The following is a 24,621-nucleotide window of genomic DNA, read 5'->3' on the forward strand; positions in this document are numbered from 1 at the left end:
GACGCCGACGCGCCGACCCGTCGCCGTCAGGCCTATACTCCTCCCCAACGCCGTTTCGGGTGTGGATTCCGACATACTGATTAGTGCAGGCGGCCACCTCCGCGTATGAACGGCGCGCAGTTGCGGACCACGATTCTCGGGTTCCTCGGAACCTTCGCAATACTCGGTCTGCTCCTGCACTTCGTCGGCGTCGACGGGCTCGTCGGGGAACTCCAGCAGGCCGACGCCCCCACGGTCGGACTCGTCGTTCTGGTCACGCTCGGCTGGCTCGCGGCGTGGGGATTCGGCCTCCGCACGGTGCTGGGCGTCCTCGGCGTCGAGGTTTCGGCCGTGAAGTCGTTTTTCATCCTCAACGGCGCGATGTTCTCGAACAACGTCACGCCGTTCGGACAGGCGGGTGGCGAACCCATCACCGCCTTGCTCATCTCGAAGATGACCGACACCGAGTACGAGCGCGGGCTGGCGGCCATCGCCAGCGTGGACTCGCTCAACTTCGTCCCCTCCATCACGCTCGCGCTCGGCGGCGCGGCCTTCTACGCGACCCAGACCTCGTTCGGCCGTCGCCTCCAGCTCGCGACGGCGGCCATCGTCGCGCTCTCGCTCGCCGTGCCGATTCTGGGGTTCGTCGGCTGGCGCAAGCGCCGAACCATCCGAAACGCCGTCGGTCGGTTCCTCGCGCCCGCGCTCCAGCGCGTCGCGCGGGTCGTCCCGATAGACGCGTCGCTGAGCCGTGAGAACGTCGAGAAGCGCATCGGCGAGTTCTTCGACTCGATAGAGCGCGTGGCGACCGACCGACGTGGACTGGCGCTCACGCTCACCGCCTCGACCGTCGGCTGGACGTTCCAGATGGTCGCGCTGTGGCTGGCGTTCGTCGCCATCGGGTCGCCCGTGCCGTTCTCCGTCCTGCTGTTCGCCATCCCGGTCGGTGCCATCGCGGGGGCGACGCCGCTCCCCGGCGGCGCGGGCGGCATCGAAATCGTACTCGTGGGCGTGTTGTCGGCCGTTCCCGGCGTCGCCGTCGGGAGCGAGACTGCCCTCGCCGCCGTGGTCATCTTCCGGGGCGCTATCTACTGGGTCCCGGTAATCATCGGCGGCGGAGTCGTGAGTATCGTCGGCGTCGACTCGATGTGAGTCGTTCGCGCGCGGTCAGTCGATGTAGCCGAGGTCCTGCAACCGGTCTTTGGCGTCGTCGCTCATCTCGTCCAGCACGTCGCCGTCCTCGACTTCCTTCCACTCGCCGCCGACGCGCTGCTCGAACGCCGAGAGCGTGGCTTCGAGTTCGACCTCCTCGTCGGTGCCCTCGCCGCGAGCGTCGTCGGTCTCGCCGGGGTCGTCGTCGAGGTGATAGAACTCGTCGGCGATGCGCTCGTTGCGGACGTACTTGGCGTCAGGACGGCGGGCGGCCCGCATTCGGGAGTAGAACCGCGAGTCCTGGTCGAGCGTGATGCCCGCGTCGCTGGCCTTCTGCTCTAACTGCTTCAACTCCACCACGGGGCGGTAGTACTCCACGAAGGCGTAGTCGCCGCCGGTCGGGTCGTCGCCGCCCTCCGCGACCTCGCGGTAGTCGGCGTCGAGCAGCGACCGCGTGCGGTCGAGCGGTACTCTCGTCGCCGCCGATTCGGTGGTCTCCGTCGATTCGGTCGCGTCGGTCGCCTCGACGCCGGCGTGGTCGAGCACCGTGTGGTAGAGGTCGAGCAGTTCGACCTGCCCGTCCTCGCGCGCGCCGGCCTCCAACTCGGGGTGCTTGACCATCAGCGGGACGTTGACCAGCGGGTCGTAGATGCAGAACTCGTGACCGTAGAGGTCGTGTTCGCCGTGGAGTTCGCCGTGGTCGGCACAGACGACGACCATCGTGTCCTCCCACTCGCCGTTGTCCTGCAGCCACGAAAAGAGACGCTGGAGTTCGACGTCGATGTGGCGAATCTCGGCGTCGTACAGCCCCTCGATGGCCTCCCACTCGTCGTCGTCGATGTCGCGGGCCCCGCAGTTGTACTCCTTGGAGTTCTGGCAGACCTCGGTGGAGTCGACGCCGGGCGCGAACTCCTGCTTGTACTTTTCGGGCGGGTGGTAGGGCAGGTGGGCGTCCATCAGGTTGACGAACGCGAAGTAGTCGTCGTCGGCGTCGTCGATGAACTCGATGGTGCGGTCGACCACCTGCGGGGTCTTCGAGTCCGCGCCGCCGCCCGACGCGGTGTACTCGTGGACCTTGTTGCCGAGGCTCACGAGGTAGTCGGCGACCCTCCGGAGGGTCGGGTTGTCGTTCATCGTCTTCCACGCCGTCGCCAGCGGTCCCGACAGGAAGTCGCCGGGCATCACCTCGAAGAAGTTGTCCTGGTCGTCGAAGCCGTCGGTGAGGTGGGTGTACGGCGTTATCCACGCGTTCGATGAGTAGCAGGCCGTCTCGTAGCCCGCGCCCGACAGCGTCTCCGCCAGCGTGGTCGCGCCCTCGAGGTACGGGTTCTCCTGACTCGCCCCGTGCTCGCTGGGGTACATGCCCGTGAACAGCGAGGCGTGTACCGGGAGGGTCCACGGAGCGGGAGCGACCGCCTGCTCGAAGACGGTCGCCTCGTCGGCGAACCGCTCCAGCCCGGGCGTCGTGGGCCGGTCGTAGCCATAGACCGAGAGGTGGCTCTTGCGAACCGTGTCCATGACCACGAACACGACGTTCCCCGCGTCGTCGTCGTTGGTCATACGGCCCCGTCCGACGTGCGAGGGGATAAATACCCTGATGTTATTCGGCGTCGTCCGGACGAATCGGACGGTTTCGATCGCGAAATCCGAACCTAGAAGGGAGCCTGCGGGCCTTCGTCGTCGTCGCCGTCGTCGCTGGTCTCGCCGGGGAACGACGGGCTCATGCCGCCGCCCATGCCGCCGTCGCCGCCCATGCCGGTGTCGGCGTTGACCTGCTCGATCTCGGGAATCTCCTTGACCATCCGGCTCTTGATGGCCTGAATCGTCATCGGGGAGATGCCACAGCCGCTGCACGCGCCGCCGAGCTGGATGCTGACCTCGCCGGTCTCGCGGTCGATGTTCTGGATGGCGGCGCTGCCGCCGTGCATCTGAATCTGGGGGAAGTTGCGCCGCAGGAAGTTGCTGACGCGCTCTTCGAGGTCGTCCCCGTCCTGAGTCTCGGTGCTCATGAATACGAGTTGGGAACGTGCGGTCTTAGGCCTTGTCCCTGACGCCGCTTCGAAGCCGGGCGCGGTGCTGCTGGAGCGACCAGTCGGAGCTGTGGCGGCCGAATCGACGGTCCACTCCGGCGCTCGGAACGAGGCTCGGCAGCACGGACACGACGCCCACGGCTGCTGTCACGGTGTCGGACGCCAGCGACGGGAGACTCCGACAGCGAACTGCCCACTGCACCGCCGCCCAGCGCTCCCCGGTCGGTACTCCGGGACCTTTGCACCTACGCCGCCGAGACCGACTGCGCGTCCCAAAGCTGTCTGTCCGAACGCGGCAGCGGGGCCACCACCTGGATTCTATATAGCGGGATGTGATTTATGCCGGCATCGCCCGCCCGACTACCGGTCCTCGCTATCGAGCGAGAACGCGCCCGAATCGTCGATTCAGTCGTCGAGACCCGCCATCGCGGACTCGACGAGTTTCGCTTCACCCTTCTGGAGATGGGTCGTCACGGTTGTCGGCGCACACTCCAACTCCGCCGCGATGTCGGCGTGGGTCGCCTCGCGCGGCCGCTCGTAGTAGCCCATCCGGAGCGCCGTTTCGAGAACTTCGCGCTGGCGGTCGCTCAGTCGACTCGACGGGGCGTCCGCGTCGGACGGGAATCGACCGATTCGCTCGATTTGCACGTCGATTCCGTCCGGCGTCTCGTCGATTACGTCCTGGAGCGGGCCGGGGTCGCCGACCACGTGCCCGTGCGAGCGCCCGTCGCGGTACACGAGCGGTTTGCGGACGACTACTCCCGCCCGCGCGGTCACCGACACGAACGCGCTGAAAAACGGGATTGCGGCGGGACGGGCACCGAGCAGGGCGTACGAGACCGGCCGCTCGACGTTCGAGAGCGTGAGGTCGACGACTCCGTCGGTGTCCCGGGCGGCGTCGCGAAAGACCTCGCTTTCGCCGTCGATCGCGTACAGCAGCGTCGCGACGTCGTCGGCCGCCACGTTCCAGTCGAGGACGCGCAGCTCCGAGACGGCCGACGATTCGGAGACGACCGAGTAGAGGGTCGGAAGCAGACGGTCCTCGATGCTCGCCGCGACCTGAACGTGTTTCATCGGCGCTCCCGTTCCGGACAGAGGGGGCCGCCGTCGATTTAAACCCCCTGACTATACGTCACGGAACGCTCTCGGTCCTCTCGGCCCTCGTGTGCGCTATGCCCGACGCTACAGCCGACGTAGTCGTTCACGACGCGCTCGTGCTGACGGTCGACGCCGACAACCGGCTCTTCGAACGCGGGACGGTCGTCGTGGCGGACGACCGAATTACGGAGGTTCGACCCACCCGCGAGGGCGACGCGGACGTGGCCGGGGCCCACGTCATCGACGGCGAGGGGTCGCTCGTGATGCCGGGGCTGGTCAACGCCCACACCCACCTCGAAATGACGCCGCTCATCGGGGCGTTCAGCGACCTCGACTTCCGGGAGTTGCTGGCGAACATGACCGCGCTGTTCGCTCGACTCGGCGACGAGGAGTTCGCGTTCTTCCGGAAGGCGGGGTACGAACTCGCCGCGCTGAACTTCCTGACCGGCGGCGTCACGACCGTCAACTCGATGGACGTCCGGCCGGCGGCGGGCGCGGAAGTCTTCGGCGAAGCCGGGCTGCGCGGCTTTTTCGGGCCGGCGATGACCGACCTCTACTGGGACGTCGACGTCGACGAGCAGTTCGCCCGGTTCCGCCGGTTCGCCGACGAGTACCACGACACCTACGAGGGCCGAATCAGGGCGACCATCTGCCCGCACGACGACTGGTCGTGTTCGCGCGACCTGTGGGAGCGGACTGCGGCGCTCGCCGACGAGTACCCCGACCTGCTCGTCCACACCCACCTGTTGGAACTCGAAGCGAGCAACACGCTGGCGCGGTCGAACGGGGCCGAGGATTCGGTCGGCCTCCTCGACGAGGTCGGACTGCTCGACGAGCGACTGGTGGCCGCGCACTTCCGTCTCGCCGACGAGGACGACGTTCGACGGACCGCCGCCGCCGACGCGTCGGTGGCACACTGCCCGTCGATATTCGCCTACTGGAACCCCGGTCCGGACGTGCAGTGGACGCCGGTGCCGGAACTGCGGGACGCGGGCGTCGACGTGGGGCTGGGCATCGACGACCACTACTGGCACGATTCGTACGACCTGTTCGGGGAGGCCCGGCAGGCTCGACTCGCGGCCAACCTCAAACGAACCGCCGGGCAGTACGACTCGATGGAACTGGTCCGGATGCTCACCATCGAGGGCGCGCGTGCGCTCGGGATGGCGGACGAGATCGGGAGCCTCGAACCGGGCAAACGGGCCGACCTCGTCCTGCTCGACGTCGACCAGCCGAAGTTCACGCCGCTCGCCAACCTGCCCGCACACGTCGTGAACAACGCCACGCCCGCCGACGTGTCGACGGTCCTCGTCGACGGAAACGTCGTGATGAAGGACGGCTCGGTCGAGACGATGGACCCCGAGGCGGTCGAAGAACACGCCGAGACGGCCATCGAGTGGTTCCAAACCCGGACCGACTGGGACGTGACGCTCGGCGGTAGCGAACCGCCGAGTACGATGGACAACCTCCGCGAGATGCCCACGCGCGGTCCCGCTCGACTCCTCGGACGGCTCGCGCTCCAGTCCGGGAGAGACGCCTACGAGAAACTCCGCAGGTGAACTTGGATGCGCCGCCGGTCGAGGCCCCGCATCCGAGCGCGACCCTCGCTTTCACGCTACTCGGCGAACCCGAAGATGCGCTGTAACTCCGCCTCTATCTGCTCGACGTACGCCTCCAGCACGCCCTCGACCTTCTCGTCGCCGGCGATGACGCCCTGCACGCGGTCGGTCGGGTTCTCGGGCAACTCCACCCGGAACTGGCCGTCGCCCTCGTAGAAGGGTTCGCTCTCGCTGAGCACCTGCTGGTCGATGGCGTGGACGAGCTCGGAGTCGTACCGCTCGTTGACCCGGTTGAACGCGTCCTTGTACGCGCGCTGGAGCTCGTTGAAGTAGTGGACGTACTTGTCCTCGAACTTCTCGGGGTCGAAGTCGGCCATGCGCCGAGGTTGGACGAGCGCGGACAAAAGTCGGACGATGTGGCCTACCGGTCGCGGCGACAGTTCCGACGAGCGTCGCCCTTTCATCGCTCACCGTCACGTTTGACGTGGAACTAACGACCGGGCGGGAGTATCGATGTCCGAATCGACCCGCGCACGCACGATGGCCGCGGACCGGCTGCTGCCGGCCGACCTCCGGTCCGAGGGCGACGCGACCGAGGCCCAACTCCGCCGCCAGCGCGACTCGCTCACCGAAACAGCCGACCACGGCGAGGCGGTTCGGGACGCGACCGCCGAACAGGCCGACCGCATCGACGGCCAGCTCTCGCAGGTCCGGGCCGAGAGCGACGACATCGCCGACGCCACGAGCGACCGGACCGAGGCGGTCCGGCCACTCGACGAGACGGTCCAGCGAGTCGCGGACGAACTCGACGCCGGAACCTCGCGGTCGACGTGTAGCCGCTTCCACCGGCCGTTTTTCGCGGATAGCGCCTCGGACTGCCGACAGCGGCGCGTCTCGCTCCGAACACGCTATAAACTGATTATCGCTATACAAAATTCCCGAGCTCCGGTTCGACCTGTGCTTCGCCGATACCGTCGCCTGAGGGCTCGAAGGGCCGGGGTGAGAGAAACAGCAACGGTCCGAGCGCGGAATCGGCGGCTCGGACGCTTCGCGGGTCGCTCGGAAGCCGGCCATCGCCGGTCACACCACGTCGTCGGGGTCGTGACTCTCCGCCGTCCGCCGGGCTTCGGCGGCGTACTGCTCTCGCAACTCGGGGTCGTCGACCCACCCGAGGTTTCCGGGTTCAACCTCGACGGCGGCCGTGGTGTCGCGCACGTCGCCGAAGGAGGTGAGCGCGCGTTCCTTCCGGAAGTAGCGCTCGCCGTCGGTCGTGGCGTAGATGAGGATGATGAGGTTCTGTTCGTCGTCGGAGTAGGTCCGCTCGACGAGCCACGCGCGGACCGGGTCGTCGGATTCGTCCGATTGCGTCGACATGTCCGGTCGTTGGTCGCCGAGCGGATTCAACCTGTCGCGCGGTCGAGGGACGCGCTAGTCGAGCTGTTGGCCCACGAGCTCGTCGGCCCGGTCGACGAACTCCTCCTCGGTGCCGGCGGGCACCGTCGCGCCGGCCGCGACGTCGTGGCCGCCGCCGTCGCCGCCGACCGACCGCGAGGCCTCCTGCATCACCGCCGAGAGGTCGAGGCCGCGTCGCGTGAGCGAGGGCGTCCCGCGCGCGGAGACTTTCACTTCCGTCACCTCGTCGCCCTCGTCCGCGTCCTTGTCCGCGAAGGCGACGACGGGCGTCCCCCGGTCGACGCCGTCCGAGCCCATCGCCATCCCGGCGACGATGCCGACGATGGTCTCCCGGATGCGGTCGCCGGCGTGGAACCACTGGACGTTGTCCTCGCGCGTGACGCCCTCGCGCTCGACCAACTGGATGCCCTCCGAGAGGTTCCGCCGGTGGTCGGCCAGCAGGGTCCGAGCGCGGTCGAGCGCGCCGTCGCGGTTGCCCAGACACACCGCCAGCCCCACGTCCGCGCGCTCGTAGCGCGCGGTCGCGTTCAGCAGGGTGGAGAACTCGCTCACGTCCCGGAGTTCCGTGCCCTTCGGCTCCTCGACGAGCGTGTAGGTCGTGCCGACCAGCCCCTCGATTCGGTCGGCGCTGACGCCACGGGAGACCGCGCGCTGGACCAGTGCGCTCGCGACCGTCCGGCGCTCGTCGTCGGTGAGGTCGACCCAGCGCCGCCAGTCGCCGTCGCTGGTCCCCCCGGCGCTCTCGCTCCCGTCCTCGCCGACCTTCAACGCCACGTCCAGCCCGTCGAGAAACCGGAGGACGCCGCTCTCGTCGCCCGTGATGCCCGGAACGTGAACGTCGCTGGCGTACTCGAGCAGTTTGGGGAGCGGTCGGGTCTGCTTGCCGTACAGCGTCAGGTCGGTGGCCGTCTCCACGACGCCCGCCGCGACGCCCTCCTCGACGATGGACCGGTTCGCGCCCACGAGTTCGCCGTCGGTGGTCTGCATGTCGCCGACCGCGCCCACGACCGCGAGCGCGGCGAGGTCGCGGCTGTCTCGGCCTTCGGGTTCGAGTGCGCGCGCGAGGACGTAGCTCGCACCAGCGCCCGAGAGTTCCGAGGAGCCGTCGAGGCCCTCCAGCAGCGGGTTGAGGTGGTAGTCGGTGTCGGCGTAGCCGTCGACGCTCCGGACGACCTCGGGGTCACAATCCTCGGGGTCGGCCGGCCGGTGGTGGTCGGCCACGATTGGCGTGAACTCGCCCGCCGCCGCGTGCCGGCTGATGCGGTCCAACTGGCCGCTCCCGAAGTCCGTGAACAGCACCGTCTCCTGCTCGCGGGCCGCGATGGCCGCGACCTCTTCGGCGTCGAGTTGCTTGCTGAACACGGTCTCGAACGGAATGCCCGCGCGTTCGAGCGCCGAGGCCGCGATTGCGGCGCTCGTCAACCCGTCGGCGTCGATGTGGGAGGCCAACAGCACCTCGTCGGCCTCGCGCAGTCGCTGGGCGCAGGCGGCGGCGCGGTCGGCGAGGGCGGGGACTGGTCCGGCACGAGCCATTCGGGCGGGGGTTAGTCGCTATCGCTTATAAAGTTCGGCTTGTTTCGTCGGTCGTTTGTCGTCGGGGATTGCTCGGCGTAGAAACCGGTCGGAACTGACTCGGTCGGTGAGCGTCCGCTCCCGGGTCGCGGCTTCCCATACGACGGTACGTGAGAACAACCTCACGTCACTTCGATAGAACAGTTCGCTTGAGTTCCTCTACGAGGTTCGAGTCGTCGACTCCGATTGTTCTTCGTCGATTTCGTTTCGATGGGCACGTAATCGACGCTTCGTTTCGTCGTCCGATTCGGGGATGTCCGCCATACGTAATTCTCCTCGCCCTAACAGTAAAAAGTCCCGGCTAGCCGAGTGAGATGACTGTGGAGTCGGGTAGCGTTCGCGGGTCACGTTTTCCCCGCCAAACCGCTGCTATCTCGTCTCGATAGTCTATCAGATACTTTTCGGCGTCGGTAAAGGCCCTTGAAACGTCACGGTAGCTTCGTTTTCCAATCGAAACGGTCCCTCTACGCTGGCCGTGATTTTGACATTTTATATCGACGTGAAGCCCCTTCGAATCGCCTGGGTCGGTCACGTCGTGTTCGCCGTGGTCCGAGATAGCAACGTCTATAGCGAAGGGCTGCACCGTGATAGCGGGCTGGCGGTGTATCTCTTCTCGACTCAACCCTTCTATGTAGACGAGCTTGACGACGAATCTGTCGATGTTTCCCCGACGCCGCCAGTCTTGTGAACGAATCCAGTATCGTGGGTTCGATGTCGGCTCGAAGATCGTATACACCTCGCGTCCGTCGTCGCTTCTGTATGGCCCGATTCGTGGAGCCATGAGTTATCAGACGTAGCCACACTGATGGGATAAAAATTCGGATTTTATCCGAAAGTAACGTAAATAGACTATATCGACGTGAACTCTCTTGAAACCGGGTTCTCTATAGAACAGTTCACTTCGTGGTAACCGACCGTTCCTCGGTCGCCCGACTCGCGGGCGCTTCCCAGAGATGGAGCAGGGCGGCGGCGACCACGAACAGGCCGGCGAGCGCCGCGACGGCGGTAATCGGCGAGGTCGCGTCCGCGACGACGCCGCCGAGCGGTTGGAGCGGAATCCGGAACAGCGCGAACAGCAGCGAGACGGCGCTCAGCACCGTCGCCCGTCCGACGGTCCCGACCCGGTCGTTGACGTAGCCGCTCATGATGGGGTAGAGCAGCTCTCGGCCGCCCTTCATCAGGAAGAACGCCGGGAGCGCGACGACCGGGAACAGCGTCGGGACGAGCAGGGCGAGGCTCACCACCAGCGGCACGGCCACGACGACGCCCCGGGTCGACAGCGCGTCCTCGATTCGAGCGGCGTGCTGGCTGGCGACGGCGGCCACGACCGCGAACCCTGCGTAGACGACCCCGAGCGACGACTCGGACAGGCCGACCTCGCCGACGACGATGGGTTGGATGAAGTTGTCGACGACCGCGATCACGCCGAACAGCACCGCGAAGTAGAGCACGAACGACCGCAGGGGCGGGCGACTCAACTGCGACCGGACGACCGAAATCGCGTCCGAGACGCCGTAGTCGCCGTCGCGCCCTGCGCCGTCGTCGATTCCGTCCTCGCTTTCGTCGTCTTCGCTCCCGCCGTCGTCCGCGTAGCGTTCGGTCTTCGGAATCGCGAGCAGGACGGGGATTCCGAGCGCGTTCAGGCTCGCTCCGGCCACGAACGGGAGAACCGGGTCGACGGCGTACAGCCCGCCGGCGGTCAGCATGGTCGCCGCGCTGAACCACTGGTTCGCGGAGGTGCCCCGACCGCGGACCCTCGTGTACTCGTCGGCGTCGAGGCGCTCCCGGAGCGTCTCGTACAGCCACGCGTCGGCGCTCCCCGACCGGAACGTGTTCGCGAACGACCAGAGTATCCAGAGGGCGGTGAATTCGAGGAACGTGTGGGCGAACGCGAACCCGCCCACCGAGGCCACGAACAGCGCCGAACTGGCGAGCATGCTGTTCCGGTGGCCGATGCGGTCGGCGACGTAGCCGGTCGGCACCTCGCCCACGACGATGACGGCGGCCGAGATGCTGTTCAGCAGCGTGATCTCCGTGTACGACAGCCCCCGGTCGAGCAGGAAGATGGTGAAGATGGGCCAGAAGAAGCCGGACACCACCGTCGTCTGGTAGAGGTAGTATTTGTAGACTATCGTCCGCTCGGACTGTGGTCGCCACATCCCTCACCCAGAATTTCAGTGATACGATACTTACGTGCTGTGGAACGTCGCCGGCGGACCCGTCGCCGGCGTTTTGCCGCCAGCTACTCGTGATACGTCGGCGCGGCCGCCTCGACGACGGCGGTCGCCAACTGCTCGAACTCCGCGACCGCCGGGACGACGTCGACCGAGATTCCCTCGCGCTCGGCCGTTTCGCGCGTCGGCTCGCCGATTGCGCCCACCACGGCGTCGTTCAACCCCGCGATGGCTTCCTCGCGCACGCCCCGCTCGTCGGCGGCGTCGAGGAAGTGTTCGACCGTCAGCGAGGAGGTAAAGAGCGCGGCGTCGAGGTCGCCCGCCGCCGCGAGCGCGGCGGACTCGCCCGACCCCTCGGGTCGGACCAATTGATATAGCACTGTCTCGTTTACGTCCGCGCCCGCGTCGGCCAACCCCTCCGTGAGGACCGGGCTGCCGTGGTCGCTCCGGGCGACCTCGACGCGCGCGCCCTCGACTTCGCCTTCGAGGGCCGCGACCAGCCCGGTCGACGAGTACTCTTCGGGCACGAGGTCGACGTCGTAGCCCGCCTCGCGGAGCGCGTCGGCCGTCGACTCGCCGATGGCACACACCGCCGCCTCGCCGGGGTCCCAGCCCGCGTCGGCCGCCAGTTCGACGCCGGTCTTGCTCGTCAACACGACGTACTCGCCGTCCCGGGGCGTCTCGCCCGTCGGCCGGACTTCGAGCATGGGGTCGGCCACGGGGTCGGCTCCGAGCGAGTCGAGCAGTGCCACCGCGTCCGCGAGGCGCTCGTCGTCGGGCCGGAACGCCGCGACCCGGACCTCGCGGTTCGTTCCGCTCATTCCTCGTCGGTCCCCCGTTCCGCGCCGTCGTGGACCGACTCGCCGCGCTCGCCCGCCGTCGAATCGTCCGCGTCGTCGGTCGCGGCCGCGACGAGTTCCGCCGCGCCCCGCTCGGCGAGTTCGGCCGCGAGGTCGGCGGCGGCGGCCGCGTGGTTCTCGACCGGCAGATCGCGGGTCGCCTCGACGACCTCCTCGCCGTCCTGGGAGAACACCTGCACGTCGACGTGGACGTGTTCGCCCTGAATCAGCGCGTGGACGCCGATGGGCGCGACGCAACCGCCGCCCAGTTCCGCGAGGACGGTACGCTCGACCGTGGTCTCGACTCGCGTTCGCGGGTGGTCCAGCACCGCGTGGAGGTCCTCGGCGAGGTCGCCGTCGAGCGCAGTCACCGCGAGCGCGCCCTGTCCCGGCGCGGGCACGAACTCGTCGGCCGGCAGCTCGGCGTATTCGAGGTGGTGGGCCAGCCCGCTGCGTTCGAGTCCGGCCTGCGCCAGCACGATGGCGTCGTACTCGGTGTCGACCTCGCGCTCGAGCGCGCGGCGCTCGATCTCGTCGAGGTCGTCGAACCACTCCTCGACGGTCCGGTCGAACTTCGCGTCGTAGTCGACGGTGTGGCCCTTCTGCTCTTTGGCCTTGTTCGACTGCTTTTCCTTCTCGGCCTCGGTGCGGGCCTCGTGTTCGCGCTGGAGCGCTGGCGCGAGCAGCTTCTCGGCGCGGGTGTCGACGTTCCCCCGGAGCGGTTCGACGTTCAGGTCCGAGCGGTGGTGGAGCAACTGGGCCTGCCGCCGGAGGCTGGACGTGCCCACGGTCGCGCCCGCCGGCAACTCGTCCAGCGACTTCCCGTCGGGGGTCACCAGCACGTCGTTGGCGCTGGCGCGTTCCGGGATGGCCGCGACCACGAGGTCGTCGGTCCCCTCGGTCGGCATGTCCTTCATCGAGTGGACCGCCGCGTCGAGGTCGCCGGCCAGCACCTTCTCGTCGAGGCTCCGGACGAACGCGCCGGTCTTCCCGAGTCGGTGGATGAGTTCGTCGCGTATCTCGTCGCCCGTGGTCTCGACTTCGACCAGTTCGACCGCGAACCGGCGGTCCTCCAGCGCGGCCTGCACCTCGGCGGCCTGCCGGAGCGCGAGGTCGGACCCCCGCGTGGCGAGCCGTACGTCCGTCCCTCGTTTGCTCATGGGTGAGCGTCGGCGTCGGAGGTTGAAACCTTGTTCGTTCTGCCGGGAGGGCCCCTGTCACTCGACCCCGCGATTTTCCCCGGACCCACGACCTCGGCGTCCTCACAGAACACGCGGTCGTCGGCTTCGAGGAAACCGGACGCGCGAAGCGACCGTACCTCGAAAACGACCACCTCGTGGTCGAGCCGATACACTGACTCCCGACGGTCCCGACCTACGGCGTCCCCACCGTCTCGTGTCGCCGGTACAGGTAGTACACCGCGAAGGGGACGCTGACCACGAAGCCTGCGATGACCGGAATCGCGGGGCTGGCTCCGAGGAGCAGCGTCGCCACCCCGACCGCGACGAGGACGACCAGTCCCAGCGCGGCCCCGAGCGCGTACCGCTGCGGATTCGGTCCCCACTGGCCGCTAGTCCGGTTCACGTAGTCGGCGTCGCGGTAGACCGCCATCGGGAAGTACACCGTGAGGAAGACGAACGGCGCGCCGAGCGCGACCAGCGAGAGTTCCACCGTGGCCCCGCCGAAGCCGAACGCCTCCCACGAGGAGGCGAGCGCGAGCCACGCGAGGCTGGCGAGCCAGAGGCAGAAGGCGGCGGGGATGGCGGCGACCCAGTACCAGTGGTGCGAGCGGCGGCGTCTCGTTCGCTCGCCGTCGGCCCGTCGACTGCTCATGTCGCCTCGGTAGGAGTCGATGCGGTAAACCGGTGTCGCCTTCACGGTCAGCGTCCCACCGAGAGTCGGCCTACAGCGCGTTCTGATACGCCGCCAGCGTCTCCTCGACGTCGTCCTCGGTGTGGGCGTAGCTGAGGAACTGCGACTCGTACTGGTTGGGCGTGAGGAAGACGCCCTGCTCGCGCATCGCGGGCCAGAACAGCCGCTCCCAGCGCTCGGTCTCGGCGGCGTCCACGTCGGCACTGTTGGCCAGTCGGGCGTCGCGGTCGCGCGTGAACACGACCTTGAACATGCTGTCGTGGCCCGTCACGGTGTACTCGGGCGCGCGGTCTTCGAGGACGTCGGCGAGTCCCGACCGCAACTGGTCGCCGAGGTCCGCGAGGTGGTCGTACACGTCGTTCTCGGCGGCGTATCGGAGCATCTCCAGCCCGGCGGTCAGCGACAGCGGGTGGCCCGAGTAGGTGCCGGCGTGGAACACCTCACCCGTGGGCGCGAGCGACTCCATGATTCGGGCCGGGCCGCCGACCGCGCCGACCGGGAAGCCGCCGCCGATGACCTTCGCGAGGGTGGTGAGGTCGGGTTCGACGCCGAACTTCCCCTGCGCGCACTGGAGGCCGCCGACCCGGAAGCCGGTCATCACCTCGTCGAATATCAACAGCGCGCCGTGGTCGTCGGTGACCTCCCGGAGCGTTTCGAGGTAGCCCTCGACCGGGCCCACCGACGCGCAGTTGCCCAGAATCGGCTCGGTCAGCACCGCCGCGATCTCGTCGCCGCGCTCCTCGAACACCTCCCGAATCGCTCCCTCGTCGTTGAACGGCACGGTGATGGTCTCCTCGGCGAAGGCCTCGGGGATGCCGTCGGAACTGGGCGACCCCACGCCGCCCGATTTCCCTTCCACGAGCGTCGACTCCTGGGCACCGTGGTAGCCGCCCTGCATCACGACCAGTTTGTCCCGGTCGGTGTAGCCGCGAGCCAGTCGCACGGCGGTCGTGGTCGCCTCGGTCCCGCTGTTGACGAACCGCACCATCTCGATGCTGGTGACGTGGCGCGCGATGAACTCCGCGAGTTCGACCTCGACCTCGGTGGGCGCGCCGTACATCGGCCCGTCCGCGAGTCGGGACTGAACCCGGGACTCGACCTCCTGGGGCAGGTCGTGTCCGAGCAACAGCGGGCCGTACCCCATCGCGTAGTCGAGGTACTTGTTGCCGTCGGCGTCGACGACGTGCGCGCCGTCGCCGCGCTCGACGAAGAAGGGATAGGGTCGGACCGCCCGGACCGGCGAGTTGACCCCGCCGGGCAGGACCGACAGCGCCCGGTCGTACAGTTCGCGCGAGCGTTCGTCGTGCATACCCGACCCTTTCGGTTCCTGCGACAAGTCGATTTCTGTCTCGGCGGCCCCGGTCGGGCGACCGGGCCACCGCAGCGTTCAACACTGTTATATCCCGACCGCGTCTGGGTCCGTCTAACGACATGGTCGACGCCCCGAAGGAGCCACAAGAGAATCTCGAGGAGGAGCTAGACGACATCTCCGACGACCTGGCGGACGTGAACGCCGACGTCAAGGGTCTCATCGACCACCTCCGCGACCGGACCAACGCGCCGCTCCGCCTCGCGGTCCGGTTCAGCGGCGACGAGTCGGACGTGCTGTTCGTCCGGGAGGACGTGCGCGAGCGCTACACCGACGACGAACTCGAGGAGCGCATCGAGACCATCGTGATGAAGGGGCTGGGCGACCCGCCCCGCGAGCGACCGCTGTTCGACTTCGGCACGCTCGACGCCACAGTCCGGTGGTACGAGAACGTCCAGGTCGCCCACTTCCCGTACCGCGAGTGGTCCGGTCTCGCCTTCGTGTTCGACCGGCGCGAGTCGCCGATCGTGGACCTGGCGAAAGAGCACCTTCAGGACGAGTGACGTAGCGTTCCGGTTCAGAACCGGGTCCACGACTGCGGGCCGAACGTCCCGCCCCTGACGCGCAACTGCTCGCCGTCGTCCGTCTCGCGGACCTCCACCAGCGCGTCGAACACCTGCATCAGCTGGTCGGCCGCTCGCCGGTCGTCCCGGACCGTGTCGAGGGTGAAGACGCCCGCGAACCCGGAACTGGCGATGCGGCCGGTGACGACGTGGAGGAACTGGTAGACCCGCCGCAGGTCCGCGTACATCAACACCGGCGACAGCGAGTCGAACCCGAGCGTCGCGCGCTCGACGTCCTCACGGTGGTAGAACTCCCGCATGAATCCCGACAGCTCGATGCCCATCCCCGTCAGGTCGCCGGGGTCGGACACGTACCGCATCGTCTCGGTCTCGCGCACGGACTCGACCGACCGACTCTTGCTCACGCAGTCGAGGAATCGGAGCTCCCACGCCTCGGCGGCGTACCGGCGGGCGAACGCCTGCCGGAGCCGGTCCGTGGTCCACTTGGTCGTGGCCAGAATCGCGCCGCTGTCGGGCGTGTCCAGCAGCTCCAGCAGCACCTCCCGCTTTCTGGTGAACGGCTCCCCGGCGACGAGCACGTTGGTTCCGTCCTCGACCGCCTCGGGCGACAGGGGGTCCACTTCACCTACCTCCGCGTCGGACACTGTTACCGGAAAAGTATCGACACGAGCTTATAAAGGTGTCACGTCCGGCCCGGGGCCCGGTCGGCCTCATAGCTCGGCCCGGAGGTAGGCTCCGATCGCCCCGCCGAGCGCGCCCGCGACGACGAGGTAGCCCGCGACGAGGAAGAACAGCGTCAGGGCGAACAGGCTCGACAGCGCGAAGAACGGGTCGCCGCCGAGCAGGAAGACGCCGACGACGAGCCACACGAGGAAAAACGCCGGAATCGAGGCGACAGCCCCCGAGAGCGCGCCGACCTTCGCGCCCGTCGCGAGGTCGCGCTGCTGGAGGTAGCCCGCCACGCCGCCGCCGAAGACGGCCGAGAACGGGAGCAGCGGCACGGTCACGACGGTCGCCGCGGCCCCGGCGACCACGTTCAGCAGCGTGTTCGGCTGCTCGTCGGGAATCTGGCGGTCCCGCGACCGGGTGACCGTCCGTTCCTCTTCCATACCCGTCGTTGTCGGCACGTCGGGATATACTTTGGCCGTCGGTCGCGCGGATGCCAAAAATAGCGTCCGGCCGGTCGCGCTCGCCTACACCGCGTCGGTTCCGCGCGTGCCCGTCCGGACCTGCACCGCGTCCTCGACCGGCAGCACGAATATCTTGCCGTCGCCCGGCTCGCCCGTGTCGGCGGCCTCGCGGATGGCCTCGACCACTTCGTCGGCGGGCACGTCGGCGACGACGCACTCTATCTTGACCTTCTGGTGGAGGTCGACCGTGTACTCCTCGCCGCGCCACTGGCCGGTCTTGGCGGGCTGGCTCCCGCGACCCGAGACGTTCGTGACCGTGACGGAGGGCGCGCCGACCTGCGCCAGGGCGGTCTTGACCTCCGCGAGCCTGTCGGGCCGGATGACGGCCATGACCATCTTTATCTCGCCGTCGTTCGGGAGCGCTTCGTCGTCGCTCGCCCCGGATTCGACTTCGCCGCCGTCGGTCCGGAGTTCGCCGCCGTCCGTGCGAATCTCGCCGCCGTCGGTCTTGACCTCGCCGCCGTCGGCAGCAGTCGGGCTGCGCTCGGACGCGGAGTCGCCGACGAACTCGGGGTACACCGTGACGCCGTGCTCGCCGCGGTCGAGCCCGAGGTCCTCCTCCTCGTCGCTGACCCGCAGGCCGAACAGCGCGTCGGCCACCTTCAGGACCGCTGCCGACGCGACGATGGTCCACAGGGCGATGATGGCCACGCCGACGACCTGCATCACGAGCTGGTCGACGCCGCCGAACGCCCACGCGTCGCCGAGGATGGCCACGCCGGCCGAGTCGGCCGCGAACACCGGAATCAGTATCGTGCCTATCGCGCCCGCGCCGCCGTGGACCGCGAAGACGCCACAGACGTCGTCGATCTTCAGCGAGTCGACCACCCAGCGGAACGTCGGCAGCACCAGCGCGCCGGCGAGGCCGCCGATGAGGAGGCCGCCCCACCACGTGACGTGCGGGACCGCGCCGGTCACGCCCACCAGGCCCGCGAGCAGCCCGTTGGCCATCCAGAGCGGGTCGGGCTTGCCCTGCTGGAGCGCCGAGACGGCCATCGCGGCGACCGCCCCCGCGCCCATGCCGAGGGTCGTCACGAGCACGACGCGGCCGAGTTCTGCGCCCATGAACGCGACGCTGCCGTCCTCGGCGACCGACAGCACCGTCGCCTGCGTGCCGACGTTGAAGCCGTACCAGCCGAACGCGAGGATGAGCGTCCCCAGCACCGCCAGCAGCATCGAGTGGCCGGGGATGGGCTGGCTGTTGCCGTTCGCGTCGAACCGGCCCTTGCGCGGGCCGACCATCTTCGCGGCGACGAGACCGGCGATGCCGCCGCACATGTGGACCACGGTCGCGCCCGCGAAGTCCAGGTAGCCCACGCCGAGTACGTCGGCGATGTACCCGTTGTTAACGGGCTCCTCGGCCAGCGCCAGCAGGCCGCCGCCCCACGTCAGCCCCTGCACGACCGGGTAGATGAGGCCGGTCATCATCGCCGCGAACAGGACGTACGCCCGGAAGTCCATCCGCTCGGCGACCGCGCCGGAGACGATGGTCGCCGCCGTCATCGCGAAGACCGCGCCGAACACCCAGTTTATCCAGCCGGTCGAGCCGGGGTCGCCGATGTACGCGAACGCTTCCATCAGGTCGAACGACGCGCCGGAGGTCAGCATGCCGACGACGCTGGCGATGCCGGCCCCGACCACGAAGTACACCAGCACGCCCAGCGCCCAGTCGGTCATGTTCTTGGTCAGCACGTTCCCCACGTTCTTCGCGCGGACCTGCCCGGCCTCCAGCAGCGCGAATCCGGGCTGCATGAAGAAGATGAGGAACGAGACCACCAGCACCCACACGAAGTTGATGGAGTCCGCCACCGCCGCGGCGTCGAGTTGCATCGGTGCCTCTAGCATCCCGACCCCTCCGGCGGAACTTCCACCAGGTCGTCTGGACGACTGTTCAGGAATACCTCGAATTCAACCGGGTTCGTATTTCGAGTCACGGGTTATCGTGACGAGAAGATAGTACATAAGGGTAAGCGTTGATTATTTCCATAATACAAGGTGGAGAGTAGACGAGCGTCAGGTTTAAAATCGGATAAGGTGTGTTTAAGGTTGTATTTCGTCCAGAAATCGGGCATTCGGGCGGCCGATTTTCGGGCGTTCGTGGGGTGGAGTCGCGGGGGCGACGCGGTCCGGAGAATCGGCGGTGCGCGCGAGAATCGGGAGTCCTGCGGCTCCTCGTCCAGGGTCCAGTGCTCTCCGGGACCGTCGCTCGACCGGCTCGAAATCACACGCACGCCCCGCATATCCCGCGGAACCGAGGGTGGTTCGCGTCCGCACCGGGACGTTTGATAGATATATTTCAGGAACCGATTGCGGCGTTCGTCCACGACGGCAGCGTCTACGCCGGTGGTGCGCCCGCCTCCGCCGCCTCGTGGAACGAGGATACCGACCACGCGCTGTTCGAGTGTCACGACGGCGATACTCTCGCCCCCGTGTCTTCACCTACCCCTGAAGAAGTTGTCGTCGGGTGGTGCGTGAGCGAGGGCGTGGTGGCAACGACCCATCGGAGTATTCTCCAGCGGCGCTCTGATGGGTGGCAATCAATCGCGACGGTTCCGACGTCGGGGCGCGGCCCGGTTCGGTACCTCCCGGCGACGTGGTACGCACCCTGATTATAGCAGCTCCGCGACGTCCTCGGCGAAGTAGGTCAGAATCAGGTCCGCGCCGGCGCGCTTGATGGACAACAGCGACTCCAGCGCGACCGCCTCCAGGTCCAGCCACCCCTTCTCGCTGGCGGCGTGAAGCATCGCGTACTCCCCGGAGACGTTGTAGGCCGCGACCGGGTGGTCGAACGCCTCGCGGACGTCGCGTATCACGTCTAGATACGGGAGCGCGGGCTTGACCATCAGCACGTCCGCGCCCTGCTCGACGTCCCGGCGGACCTCCCGGACGGCCTCCCGGCGATTCGCGGGGTCCATCTGGTAGTGTCGCCGGTCGCCGAACGCGGGCGCGCCGTCGGCGGCGTCCCGGAAGGGGCCGTAGAACGCCGACTCGTACTTGGCGGCGTAGCTCATGACGGGCACGTCCGAAAAGCCCTCGGCGTCCAGCGACTTGCGGATGCCCCCGACCATCCCGTCCATCGACGCCGACGGGGCCACCATGTCCGCGCCCGCCTCGGCGTGGGAGGCCGCAATCTTCCCGAGCAGGTCGAGCGTCTCGTCGTTGCGGACGGTGAGGTCGGGGTCGGACTCGGCGGTCGATTCGACGACTCCGCAGTGGCCGTGGTCGGTGTACTCGCAGAGGCAGACGTCCGTGAGGACGTAGGCGTCGGTCTCGGCCGCGATGCGGCGCGTCGCCTCCTGGACCACGCCGTCGTCGGCCCACGCGCGGGAGCCGCGGGCGTCTTTCGACTCCGGGATACCGAACAGCATGACGGCCTCGACGCCGGTTTCGAGTACCTCCTTGACCCGGGCGACGGCCTGCTCGACCGGGACGCGCTCGTGGCCGGGCATCGACTCGATGGGCACCCGCTCGTCGGTCGTGGCGTCGACGAAGACCGGCGCTATCAGGTCCGAGGCGTCGAGGCTGGTCTCGCTGACCATCTCGCGGACGCCGTCCCGCCGGAGGCGACGGGGTCGGTGCGTGAGGTCCATGTCGGCCCTTGCGGGCCGGACGCCAAAACCGCGTCGCTCCGGTCGACGGCGGGACGGGGCTTCGACCGCGGGTCCCGCCCGCTCCGGGTCAAAACGCATTTGGTCGACGGGACTGACGTGCTACGCGATGGACCTGTCCCCGCTCGCACTGGTCGCGGACGTGCCGCTCGCTCCCGGCGTCGCCGTGGTGTTCGCCGGGCTAGTGCTGTCGAACGCCACGAGCGCCGGCAGGGTCCGTGAGTTCCTCGCCGACAACGGCGTGCTCTTGCTCGCGGTCGGGATGGTGCTCGCCGCCGTGGTGGGCGTCGGCCTCTTCTTCCTCGGCAACGAGGGGCTCGCGCGGGCGTGGCTCGACCAGTACGGCCTGCTCGCGCTCTTTTCCATCCTGATTCTGGAGGGCGCGATGTTGCTGTACTTCGCGCCGAGCGAGAGCCTCGTCCCCATCGGCGTCTCCCTGCTCGCGGGCCCCGACGACTACTTCGGCATCGCCACGGTCATCGGCGTCGCGGTGGTCGGCGCGACCATCGGCCAGTACGCGCTGTTCTCGCTCGCCAAGCGCGGCGGCCGGGAGTACCTGCTGAGCAAGTCGTGGTTCCGCGTCGAGGAGCGCCAACTCGACCGCTTCGACGGCTGGTTCCAGCGGTGGGGCCGCGTCGTCGTCCCGGTGAGCAACGCCTTGCTGTTCACGCGCGGGATGTTGACCGTGCCGGCCGGGTTCGCCGATATGCGCGACTGGGAGTTCGTCGTCCTGTCGGCGCTGGGCACGCTGATATTCCAGTCGTGGCTCGCGGCGGCCGCGCTGTACGTCATCGACCTCGGCCTGCTGGACTTCCTCTGAACTGCCCGATAGAACCGTCCCGAGCGCGGGCGGCTCACCCCGATACCGTCGTGCGGTTCGGACTCGAAGGCGTCAGACCTAAACCAGTCCCGCCCCGTACGACTAGGTGCGCCCGCGTGCCGACTTCATCGCGTGCCATGCTATGAACTCCACGCGGGCGCACTTCCGCCGCGCCGGGGCGGCGGTCGCTTTTGGACTACGCGTCCGACTCCCTGAAGTTCACGTAGTCGAGGCCGTCGACGCGTTCGAAGTGGCCGTCGGCGGCGACTAACGTCTCGCCGCGCTGTCTCGCAGCGGCGGCGATCAACGTATCTGATATCTTGATCTTGTGCCCTTTCGATTCGAGTTCGGATTCGAGACGTGCCGCTTCGACCGCGTCGTCCATCGAGAACGCCACGAAGTCCACCCAGTCAAGGTCCCGACGCAGTTCGTCCAACGCATCGCCCCGGCCACGGTCGACGAGACCGCCGAGGAGTTCGAAACCGACGACCGTGGACGTGCTGTACTCCTCGAACTGATGTCGCTCGTAGAACTGTACCGCGTCCTCGCTCCCGCGCCCGAGCCCGATCAGGAAACTGCTATCGACGAACATCCTCGCGCTCCGCTCGGAACTCGCGGTCCAGCCGCTCGGTCACGTTCTCGACGCCCGCTTCCAGGTCCACGTCGTCGTACTTCCCGATGAACCGGCGCACGTCGGCGTCGCGGTCGGTCAGCCGCATGATGACGTCCGTGAAGCTCTCGCCCTCCCGTTTTCGGGATTCGAGTCGCTCTTTGGCGTCCTCGGAGATTCGGATGTGGTCGGTCGCCATGTTCACGTCTCCGTTAACGGTCACTGGTGTTAGACGTTTCGCCGGAGAGAATCGAATCCGTCACGAGTCGGTCCGCCGGGTCAGTCCGACTTCGGCGCTTCCGACAGTTCGGCGTACGGCGTGAACCCGTCGTCCGGCGTCACGACGCCCGACTGGAGCGCGCACGCCGCAGCCCCCAGCCCGCGCGAGGACAGCGGTCCCCGGCGAACGCACCGGAAGGCGATGTTCTTGGCGGCGTTGTAGTCGTCGTGGGCCGACGCGCCGCACTTCAGGCACTCGAACTGGTGGTCCTCGACGTCGCGGTTCTGGGGATGGGTGAACCCACACTCCATGCAGCGCTGGCTGGTGTACTCGGGGTTCACCTCCACGACCGCGATTCCGCGCTCGGCGGCGCGGTACTCCACGAACGAGACCAGCCGGTCGAACAGCCACTCGTGGAACGGGCTCGCCTCCGGGAGCAGGTCGGCGACCTCGGCGAGGTCGCCGACCGCGACGAGTTCGCAGTCGTAGGCTTCGGCCTCGTCGACGATGCCGTTGGCGACCTCGTGGAGGCGCTGGCGCACGACGCGGTCGAGTCGGTCGCCCGCCTGCCGGAGGGTCCGGCTCGCGCTCCGCGTGCCGGTGGCGTCGAGCGACGCGCGCACGCGTTCGAACTCCTCGCGCCGGTGGGCGAGCTCGCCGCCCGAGAAAAAGCGGGCGGTGCTGGTCACCGCGAGGTTCTCGACGCCGAGGTCGACGCCCAGCACCGTCGCGCCCTCGGTCGGGGCGTCGACCTCGGGCCGGGGCGTCCGGAAGCCGAGGTGGAAGGCGAACGCCCCGTCGCGGTAGTGGAGCGCGCTCTTGGCCGGCTCCCAGTCCTCGTCGTCGAGATACCGCGACTGGTAGCCACCCCCGGTCGGGAGCTTCAGGTCGCACCGCACCCGCTCGTCGGTCGTGGTCAGGCTCACCGTCCGGTCGTCGAACACCGTCATCGTGCGGGTGTCGAACGCCACGGTCGGGCTGGTGAACTCGGGCTTCGCGCCGCTTCGGTCCTCGGCGCGCTTGATGGCCTCGGCCGCCCGGTGGGTCGCCAGCACCGCGTGCTGGCTGCCGAGGTCGGTCTCCTCGCGGAGCCGGTCGTAGGCGAGCTGCTGGACCTCGCTTCTCGTGTGACAGACACCCCACGCCTCGTTGACGGCGAGCTGACAGCCCCGCTTCCACTCGGCGATCAGCTCCCGGAGCCGCGTGGCGTCCGTCGGCGCGACCGAGAGTCCGGTGACCGCCGTGCGTCTCGAGTAGTCGGTGTCTGCCACGTTGTACGTCAGTGTCTCGGGGGGCCTCTTGAATACTTTGGGATGGCCGCAAGAGCTAAGTCGGGCGGGTCGCCGAAGCGACGACTACGCCCGCGACCAATCAGTTAAGGGTCTGCCACCGGAACGAACGGGTATGCGAAGCTTCACGGTGGGTCGGGCGTTCGGAATCCCGATAAAGCTCGACCTGACGTTCCTGCTCGTCCTGCCGGTGTTCGCGTGGCTCATCGGCTCGCAGGTGGGAGACCTCGCCGTCGTCCTCGACGCGCTCCCGATGAACGACATCGCGACCGAGTCGCTCCAGGAGGGTGCCGTGCCGTGGATTCTGGGCGCGGTCACGGCCGTCGGCCTGTTCGCCGGCGTGGTCCTCCACGAACTCGGCCACTCGGTCGTGGCGATGCGCTTTGGCTTCCCCATCGACTCCATCACGCTCTGGCTGTTCGGCGGCATCGCCCGACTCACCGACCAGCCCGAGGACTGGAAGCAGGAGTTCCTCATCGCCGTCGCCGGGCCGGCGGTCAGCGTCGCGCTCGGCGTCGTCTCGTGGGTCGCGCTGCTCGCCGTCCCGGCGGGGCTGCCGACGGTCCAGTTCGTGCTGGCGTACCTCGCGGTGATGAACCTCGCGCTCGCGGCGTTCAATCTCCTGCCCGGCTTCCCGATGGACGGCGGCCGGGTGCTCCGGGCGCTGCTCGCGCGCAATCGACCGTTCGCCAGTGCGACCCAGACCGCCGCCGAGGTCGGCAAGACGTTCGCGGTCCTGCTCGGGCTGCTCGGGCTGTTCGTCGGCAACATCATCTACATCGGCATCGCCTTCTTCATCTACATCGGCGCGACCAGCGAGGCCCAACAGACCGTGATGAACGCGGCGTTCCGCGACGTTCGCGTCCGGGACGTGATGACCGTGGCCGAGGACCTCGACACCGTCGCGCCCGACGAGTCGGTCGCGGACCTGATGGAGACGATGTTCCGCGAGCGCCACACCGGCTACCCGGTCGTCGACCGGGGCGAGCTCGTGGGGATGGTCACGCTCGGCGACGCCCAGCAGGTGTCGGAGGTCGAGCGCGACGCCTACACCGTCCGGGACGTGATGAGCACCGAGCTCGAGACCATCTCGGCCGACGCCGACGCCATGACCGCGTTCGAGCACATCCAGCAACACGGCATCGGTCGTCTCCCCGTCGTCGACGCCGAGGGGGAGCTGGTCGGCATCGTCTCCCGGACCGACCTGATGACCGCCTTCGAGATCATCCAGAAGACCGGCCGGGCCGACCGCGTCACGTCGCCCGACGAACCGATGCGCGAGCGCGAGCGGCCGTTGCGATAG

General features: G+C 68.2%; 25 protein-coding genes. 5 read left to right on the forward strand and 20 right to left on the reverse strand.

Going from position 1 to position 24,621, the window contains the following annotated elements:
• The first annotated feature begins 105 nt into the window (after positions 1–105).
• The gene (locus EPL03_RS00305) at positions 106–1,131 is read left to right on the forward strand and encodes a lysylphosphatidylglycerol synthase transmembrane domain-containing protein (protein ID WP_135827343.1); all 1,026 of its coding nucleotides are present in this window, start codon (positions 106–108) and stop codon (positions 1,129–1,131) included.
• Between the two features lie 15 nt (positions 1,132–1,146).
• On the opposite strand, the gene EPL03_RS00310 is transcribed toward EPL03_RS00305, so the two are convergent.
• From EPL03_RS00310 to EPL03_RS00320, 3 genes are all read right to left on the reverse strand, one after another.
• Positions 1,147–2,691 carry a sulfatase gene (locus EPL03_RS00310; RefSeq protein WP_135827344.1) on the reverse strand — a complete coding sequence of 515 codons (1,545 nt, stop codon included), beginning with the start codon at positions 2,689–2,691 and terminating at the stop codon, positions 1,147–1,149.
• Between the two features lie 92 nt (positions 2,692–2,783).
• Complete coding sequence (locus EPL03_RS00315; protein WP_135827345.1) at positions 2,784–3,140, reverse strand: NifU family protein; 357 nt, start codon at positions 3,138–3,140, stop codon at positions 2,784–2,786.
• Between the two features lie 426 nt (positions 3,141–3,566).
• Positions 3,567–4,235, reverse strand: coding sequence for a helix-turn-helix domain-containing protein (locus EPL03_RS00320; protein ID WP_135827346.1), 669 nt, complete (start codon positions 4,233–4,235; stop codon positions 3,567–3,569).
• A 98-nt stretch (positions 4,236–4,333) separates the two neighbouring features.
• On the opposite strand from EPL03_RS00320, the gene EPL03_RS00325 reads away from it, so the two are divergent.
• Positions 4,334–5,818 (forward strand): amidohydrolase family protein, encoded by a 1,485-nt coding sequence (locus tag EPL03_RS00325; RefSeq protein WP_135827347.1) that lies wholly within the window; start codon positions 4,334–4,336, stop codon positions 5,816–5,818.
• Positions 5,819–5,874: 56 nt separating this feature from the next.
• On the opposite strand, the gene EPL03_RS00330 is transcribed toward EPL03_RS00325, so the two are convergent.
• The 10 genes from EPL03_RS00330 to hemL all read right to left on the reverse strand — a co-directional run bounded on the left by EPL03_RS00330 (position 5,875) and on the right by hemL (position 14,997).
• Entirely contained in the window at positions 5,875–6,195 is a 321-nt protein-coding gene (locus EPL03_RS00330) for a DUF5783 family protein (RefSeq protein ID WP_135827348.1), read from the reverse strand.
• Between the two features lie 703 nt (positions 6,196–6,898).
• Positions 6,899–7,192 carry a hypothetical protein gene (locus tag EPL03_RS00335; RefSeq protein ID WP_135827349.1) on the reverse strand — a complete coding sequence of 98 codons (294 nt, stop codon included), beginning with the start codon at positions 7,190–7,192 and terminating at the stop codon, positions 6,899–6,901.
• A 54-nt stretch (positions 7,193–7,246) separates the two neighbouring features.
• Positions 7,247–8,764, reverse strand: coding sequence for a single-stranded-DNA-specific exonuclease RecJ (locus EPL03_RS00340; RefSeq protein WP_135827350.1), 1,518 nt, complete (start codon positions 8,762–8,764; stop codon positions 7,247–7,249).
• A 340-nt stretch (positions 8,765–9,104) separates the two neighbouring features.
• On the reverse strand, positions 9,105–9,584 hold the full coding sequence (locus tag EPL03_RS00345; RefSeq protein ID WP_135827351.1) for a hypothetical protein: 480 nt from the start codon (positions 9,582–9,584) through the stop codon (positions 9,105–9,107).
• 115 nt (positions 9,585–9,699) lie between these two features.
• Entirely contained in the window at positions 9,700–10,962 is a 1,263-nt protein-coding gene (locus EPL03_RS00350; RefSeq protein ID WP_135827352.1) for an MFS transporter, read from the reverse strand.
• Between the two features lie 83 nt (positions 10,963–11,045).
• Positions 11,046–11,798 (reverse strand): uroporphyrinogen-III synthase, encoded by a 753-nt coding sequence (locus tag EPL03_RS00355; protein ID WP_135827353.1) that lies wholly within the window; start codon positions 11,796–11,798, stop codon positions 11,046–11,048.
• Positions 11,795–12,976, reverse strand: a complete 1,182-nt coding sequence (gene hemC, locus EPL03_RS00360) for a hydroxymethylbilane synthase (protein ID WP_135827354.1) — start codon at positions 12,974–12,976, stop codon at positions 11,795–11,797. Before hemC ends, EPL03_RS00355 begins: the two co-directional genes overlap by 4 nt.
• Positions 12,973–13,170: a hypothetical protein gene (locus EPL03_RS00365; RefSeq protein ID WP_135827355.1), complete on the reverse strand. Its 198-nt coding sequence runs from the start codon at positions 13,168–13,170 to the stop codon at positions 12,973–12,975. The genes hemC and EPL03_RS00365 overlap by 4 nt, the downstream gene beginning before the upstream one ends.
• Positions 13,171–13,190: 20 nt before the next feature.
• The gene (locus EPL03_RS00370) at positions 13,191–13,649 is read right to left on the reverse strand and encodes a hypothetical protein (protein ID WP_135827356.1); all 459 of its coding nucleotides are present in this window, start codon (positions 13,647–13,649) and stop codon (positions 13,191–13,193) included.
• Positions 13,650–13,719: 70 nt separating this feature from the next.
• A complete protein-coding gene (gene hemL, locus EPL03_RS00375) occupies positions 13,720–14,997 on the reverse strand; it encodes a glutamate-1-semialdehyde 2,1-aminomutase (protein ID WP_135827357.1) in 1,278 nt (425 codons plus the stop codon).
• A 122-nt stretch (positions 14,998–15,119) separates the two neighbouring features.
• On the opposite strand from hemL, the gene EPL03_RS00380 reads away from it, so the two are divergent.
• Positions 15,120–15,560, forward strand: coding sequence for a hypothetical protein (locus EPL03_RS00380; RefSeq protein ID WP_135827358.1), 441 nt, complete (start codon positions 15,120–15,122; stop codon positions 15,558–15,560).
• Positions 15,561–15,574: 14 nt separating this feature from the next.
• Here EPL03_RS00380 and EPL03_RS00385 read toward each other — a convergent pair whose 3' ends face one another.
• From EPL03_RS00385 to hemB, 4 genes are all read right to left on the reverse strand, one after another.
• Positions 15,575–16,225 (reverse strand): DUF7504 family protein, encoded by a 651-nt coding sequence (locus tag EPL03_RS00385; protein WP_135827359.1) that lies wholly within the window; start codon positions 16,223–16,225, stop codon positions 15,575–15,577.
• A gap of 66 nt (positions 16,226–16,291) precedes the next feature.
• Entirely contained in the window at positions 16,292–16,690 is a 399-nt protein-coding gene (locus EPL03_RS00390) for a DUF5518 domain-containing protein (RefSeq protein WP_135827360.1), read from the reverse strand.
• An 84-nt stretch (positions 16,691–16,774) separates the two neighbouring features.
• The gene (locus tag EPL03_RS20575) at positions 16,775–18,616 is read right to left on the reverse strand and encodes an ammonium transporter (RefSeq protein ID WP_135827361.1); all 1,842 of its coding nucleotides are present in this window, start codon (positions 18,614–18,616) and stop codon (positions 16,775–16,777) included.
• 764 nt (positions 18,617–19,380) lie between these two features.
• Positions 19,381–20,361 carry a porphobilinogen synthase gene (hemB, locus tag EPL03_RS00400; protein WP_135827362.1) on the reverse strand — a complete coding sequence of 327 codons (981 nt, stop codon included), beginning with the start codon at positions 20,359–20,361 and terminating at the stop codon, positions 19,381–19,383.
• Positions 20,362–20,656: 295 nt separating this feature from the next.
• On the opposite strand from hemB, the gene EPL03_RS00405 reads away from it, so the two are divergent.
• On the forward strand, positions 20,657–21,199 hold the full coding sequence (locus EPL03_RS00405) for a DedA family protein (protein WP_394346938.1): 543 nt from the start codon (positions 20,657–20,659) through the stop codon (positions 21,197–21,199).
• Between the two features lie 196 nt (positions 21,200–21,395).
• Here the strand turns inward: EPL03_RS00405 and EPL03_RS00410 are convergent, their stop codons facing one another.
• From EPL03_RS00410 to EPL03_RS00420, 3 genes are read right to left on the reverse strand one after another with little or no spacing between them, the layout of a single operon-like run.
• Complete coding sequence (locus EPL03_RS00410) at positions 21,396–21,791, reverse strand: PIN domain-containing protein (protein ID WP_135827363.1); 396 nt, start codon at positions 21,789–21,791, stop codon at positions 21,396–21,398.
• Positions 21,778–22,032, reverse strand: coding sequence for an antitoxin VapB family protein (locus tag EPL03_RS00415; RefSeq protein WP_135827364.1), 255 nt, complete (start codon positions 22,030–22,032; stop codon positions 21,778–21,780). The genes EPL03_RS00410 and EPL03_RS00415 overlap by 14 nt, the downstream gene beginning before the upstream one ends.
• A gap of 56 nt (positions 22,033–22,088) precedes the next feature.
• A complete protein-coding gene (locus EPL03_RS00420; RefSeq protein WP_135827365.1) occupies positions 22,089–23,300 on the reverse strand; it encodes an RNA-guided endonuclease InsQ/TnpB family protein in 1,212 nt (403 codons plus the stop codon).
• A gap of 133 nt (positions 23,301–23,433) precedes the next feature.
• Between EPL03_RS00420 and EPL03_RS00425 the strand changes: the two genes are divergently transcribed.
• Complete coding sequence (locus EPL03_RS00425) at positions 23,434–24,621, forward strand: CBS domain-containing protein (RefSeq protein WP_135827366.1); 1,188 nt, start codon at positions 23,434–23,436, stop codon at positions 24,619–24,621.

It is taken from the genome of Halorussus halobius (assembly GCF_004765805.1).
In the GTDB taxonomy this organism is placed as follows: Archaea; Halobacteriota; Halobacteria; order Halobacteriales; family Haladaptataceae; genus Halorussus; species Halorussus halobius.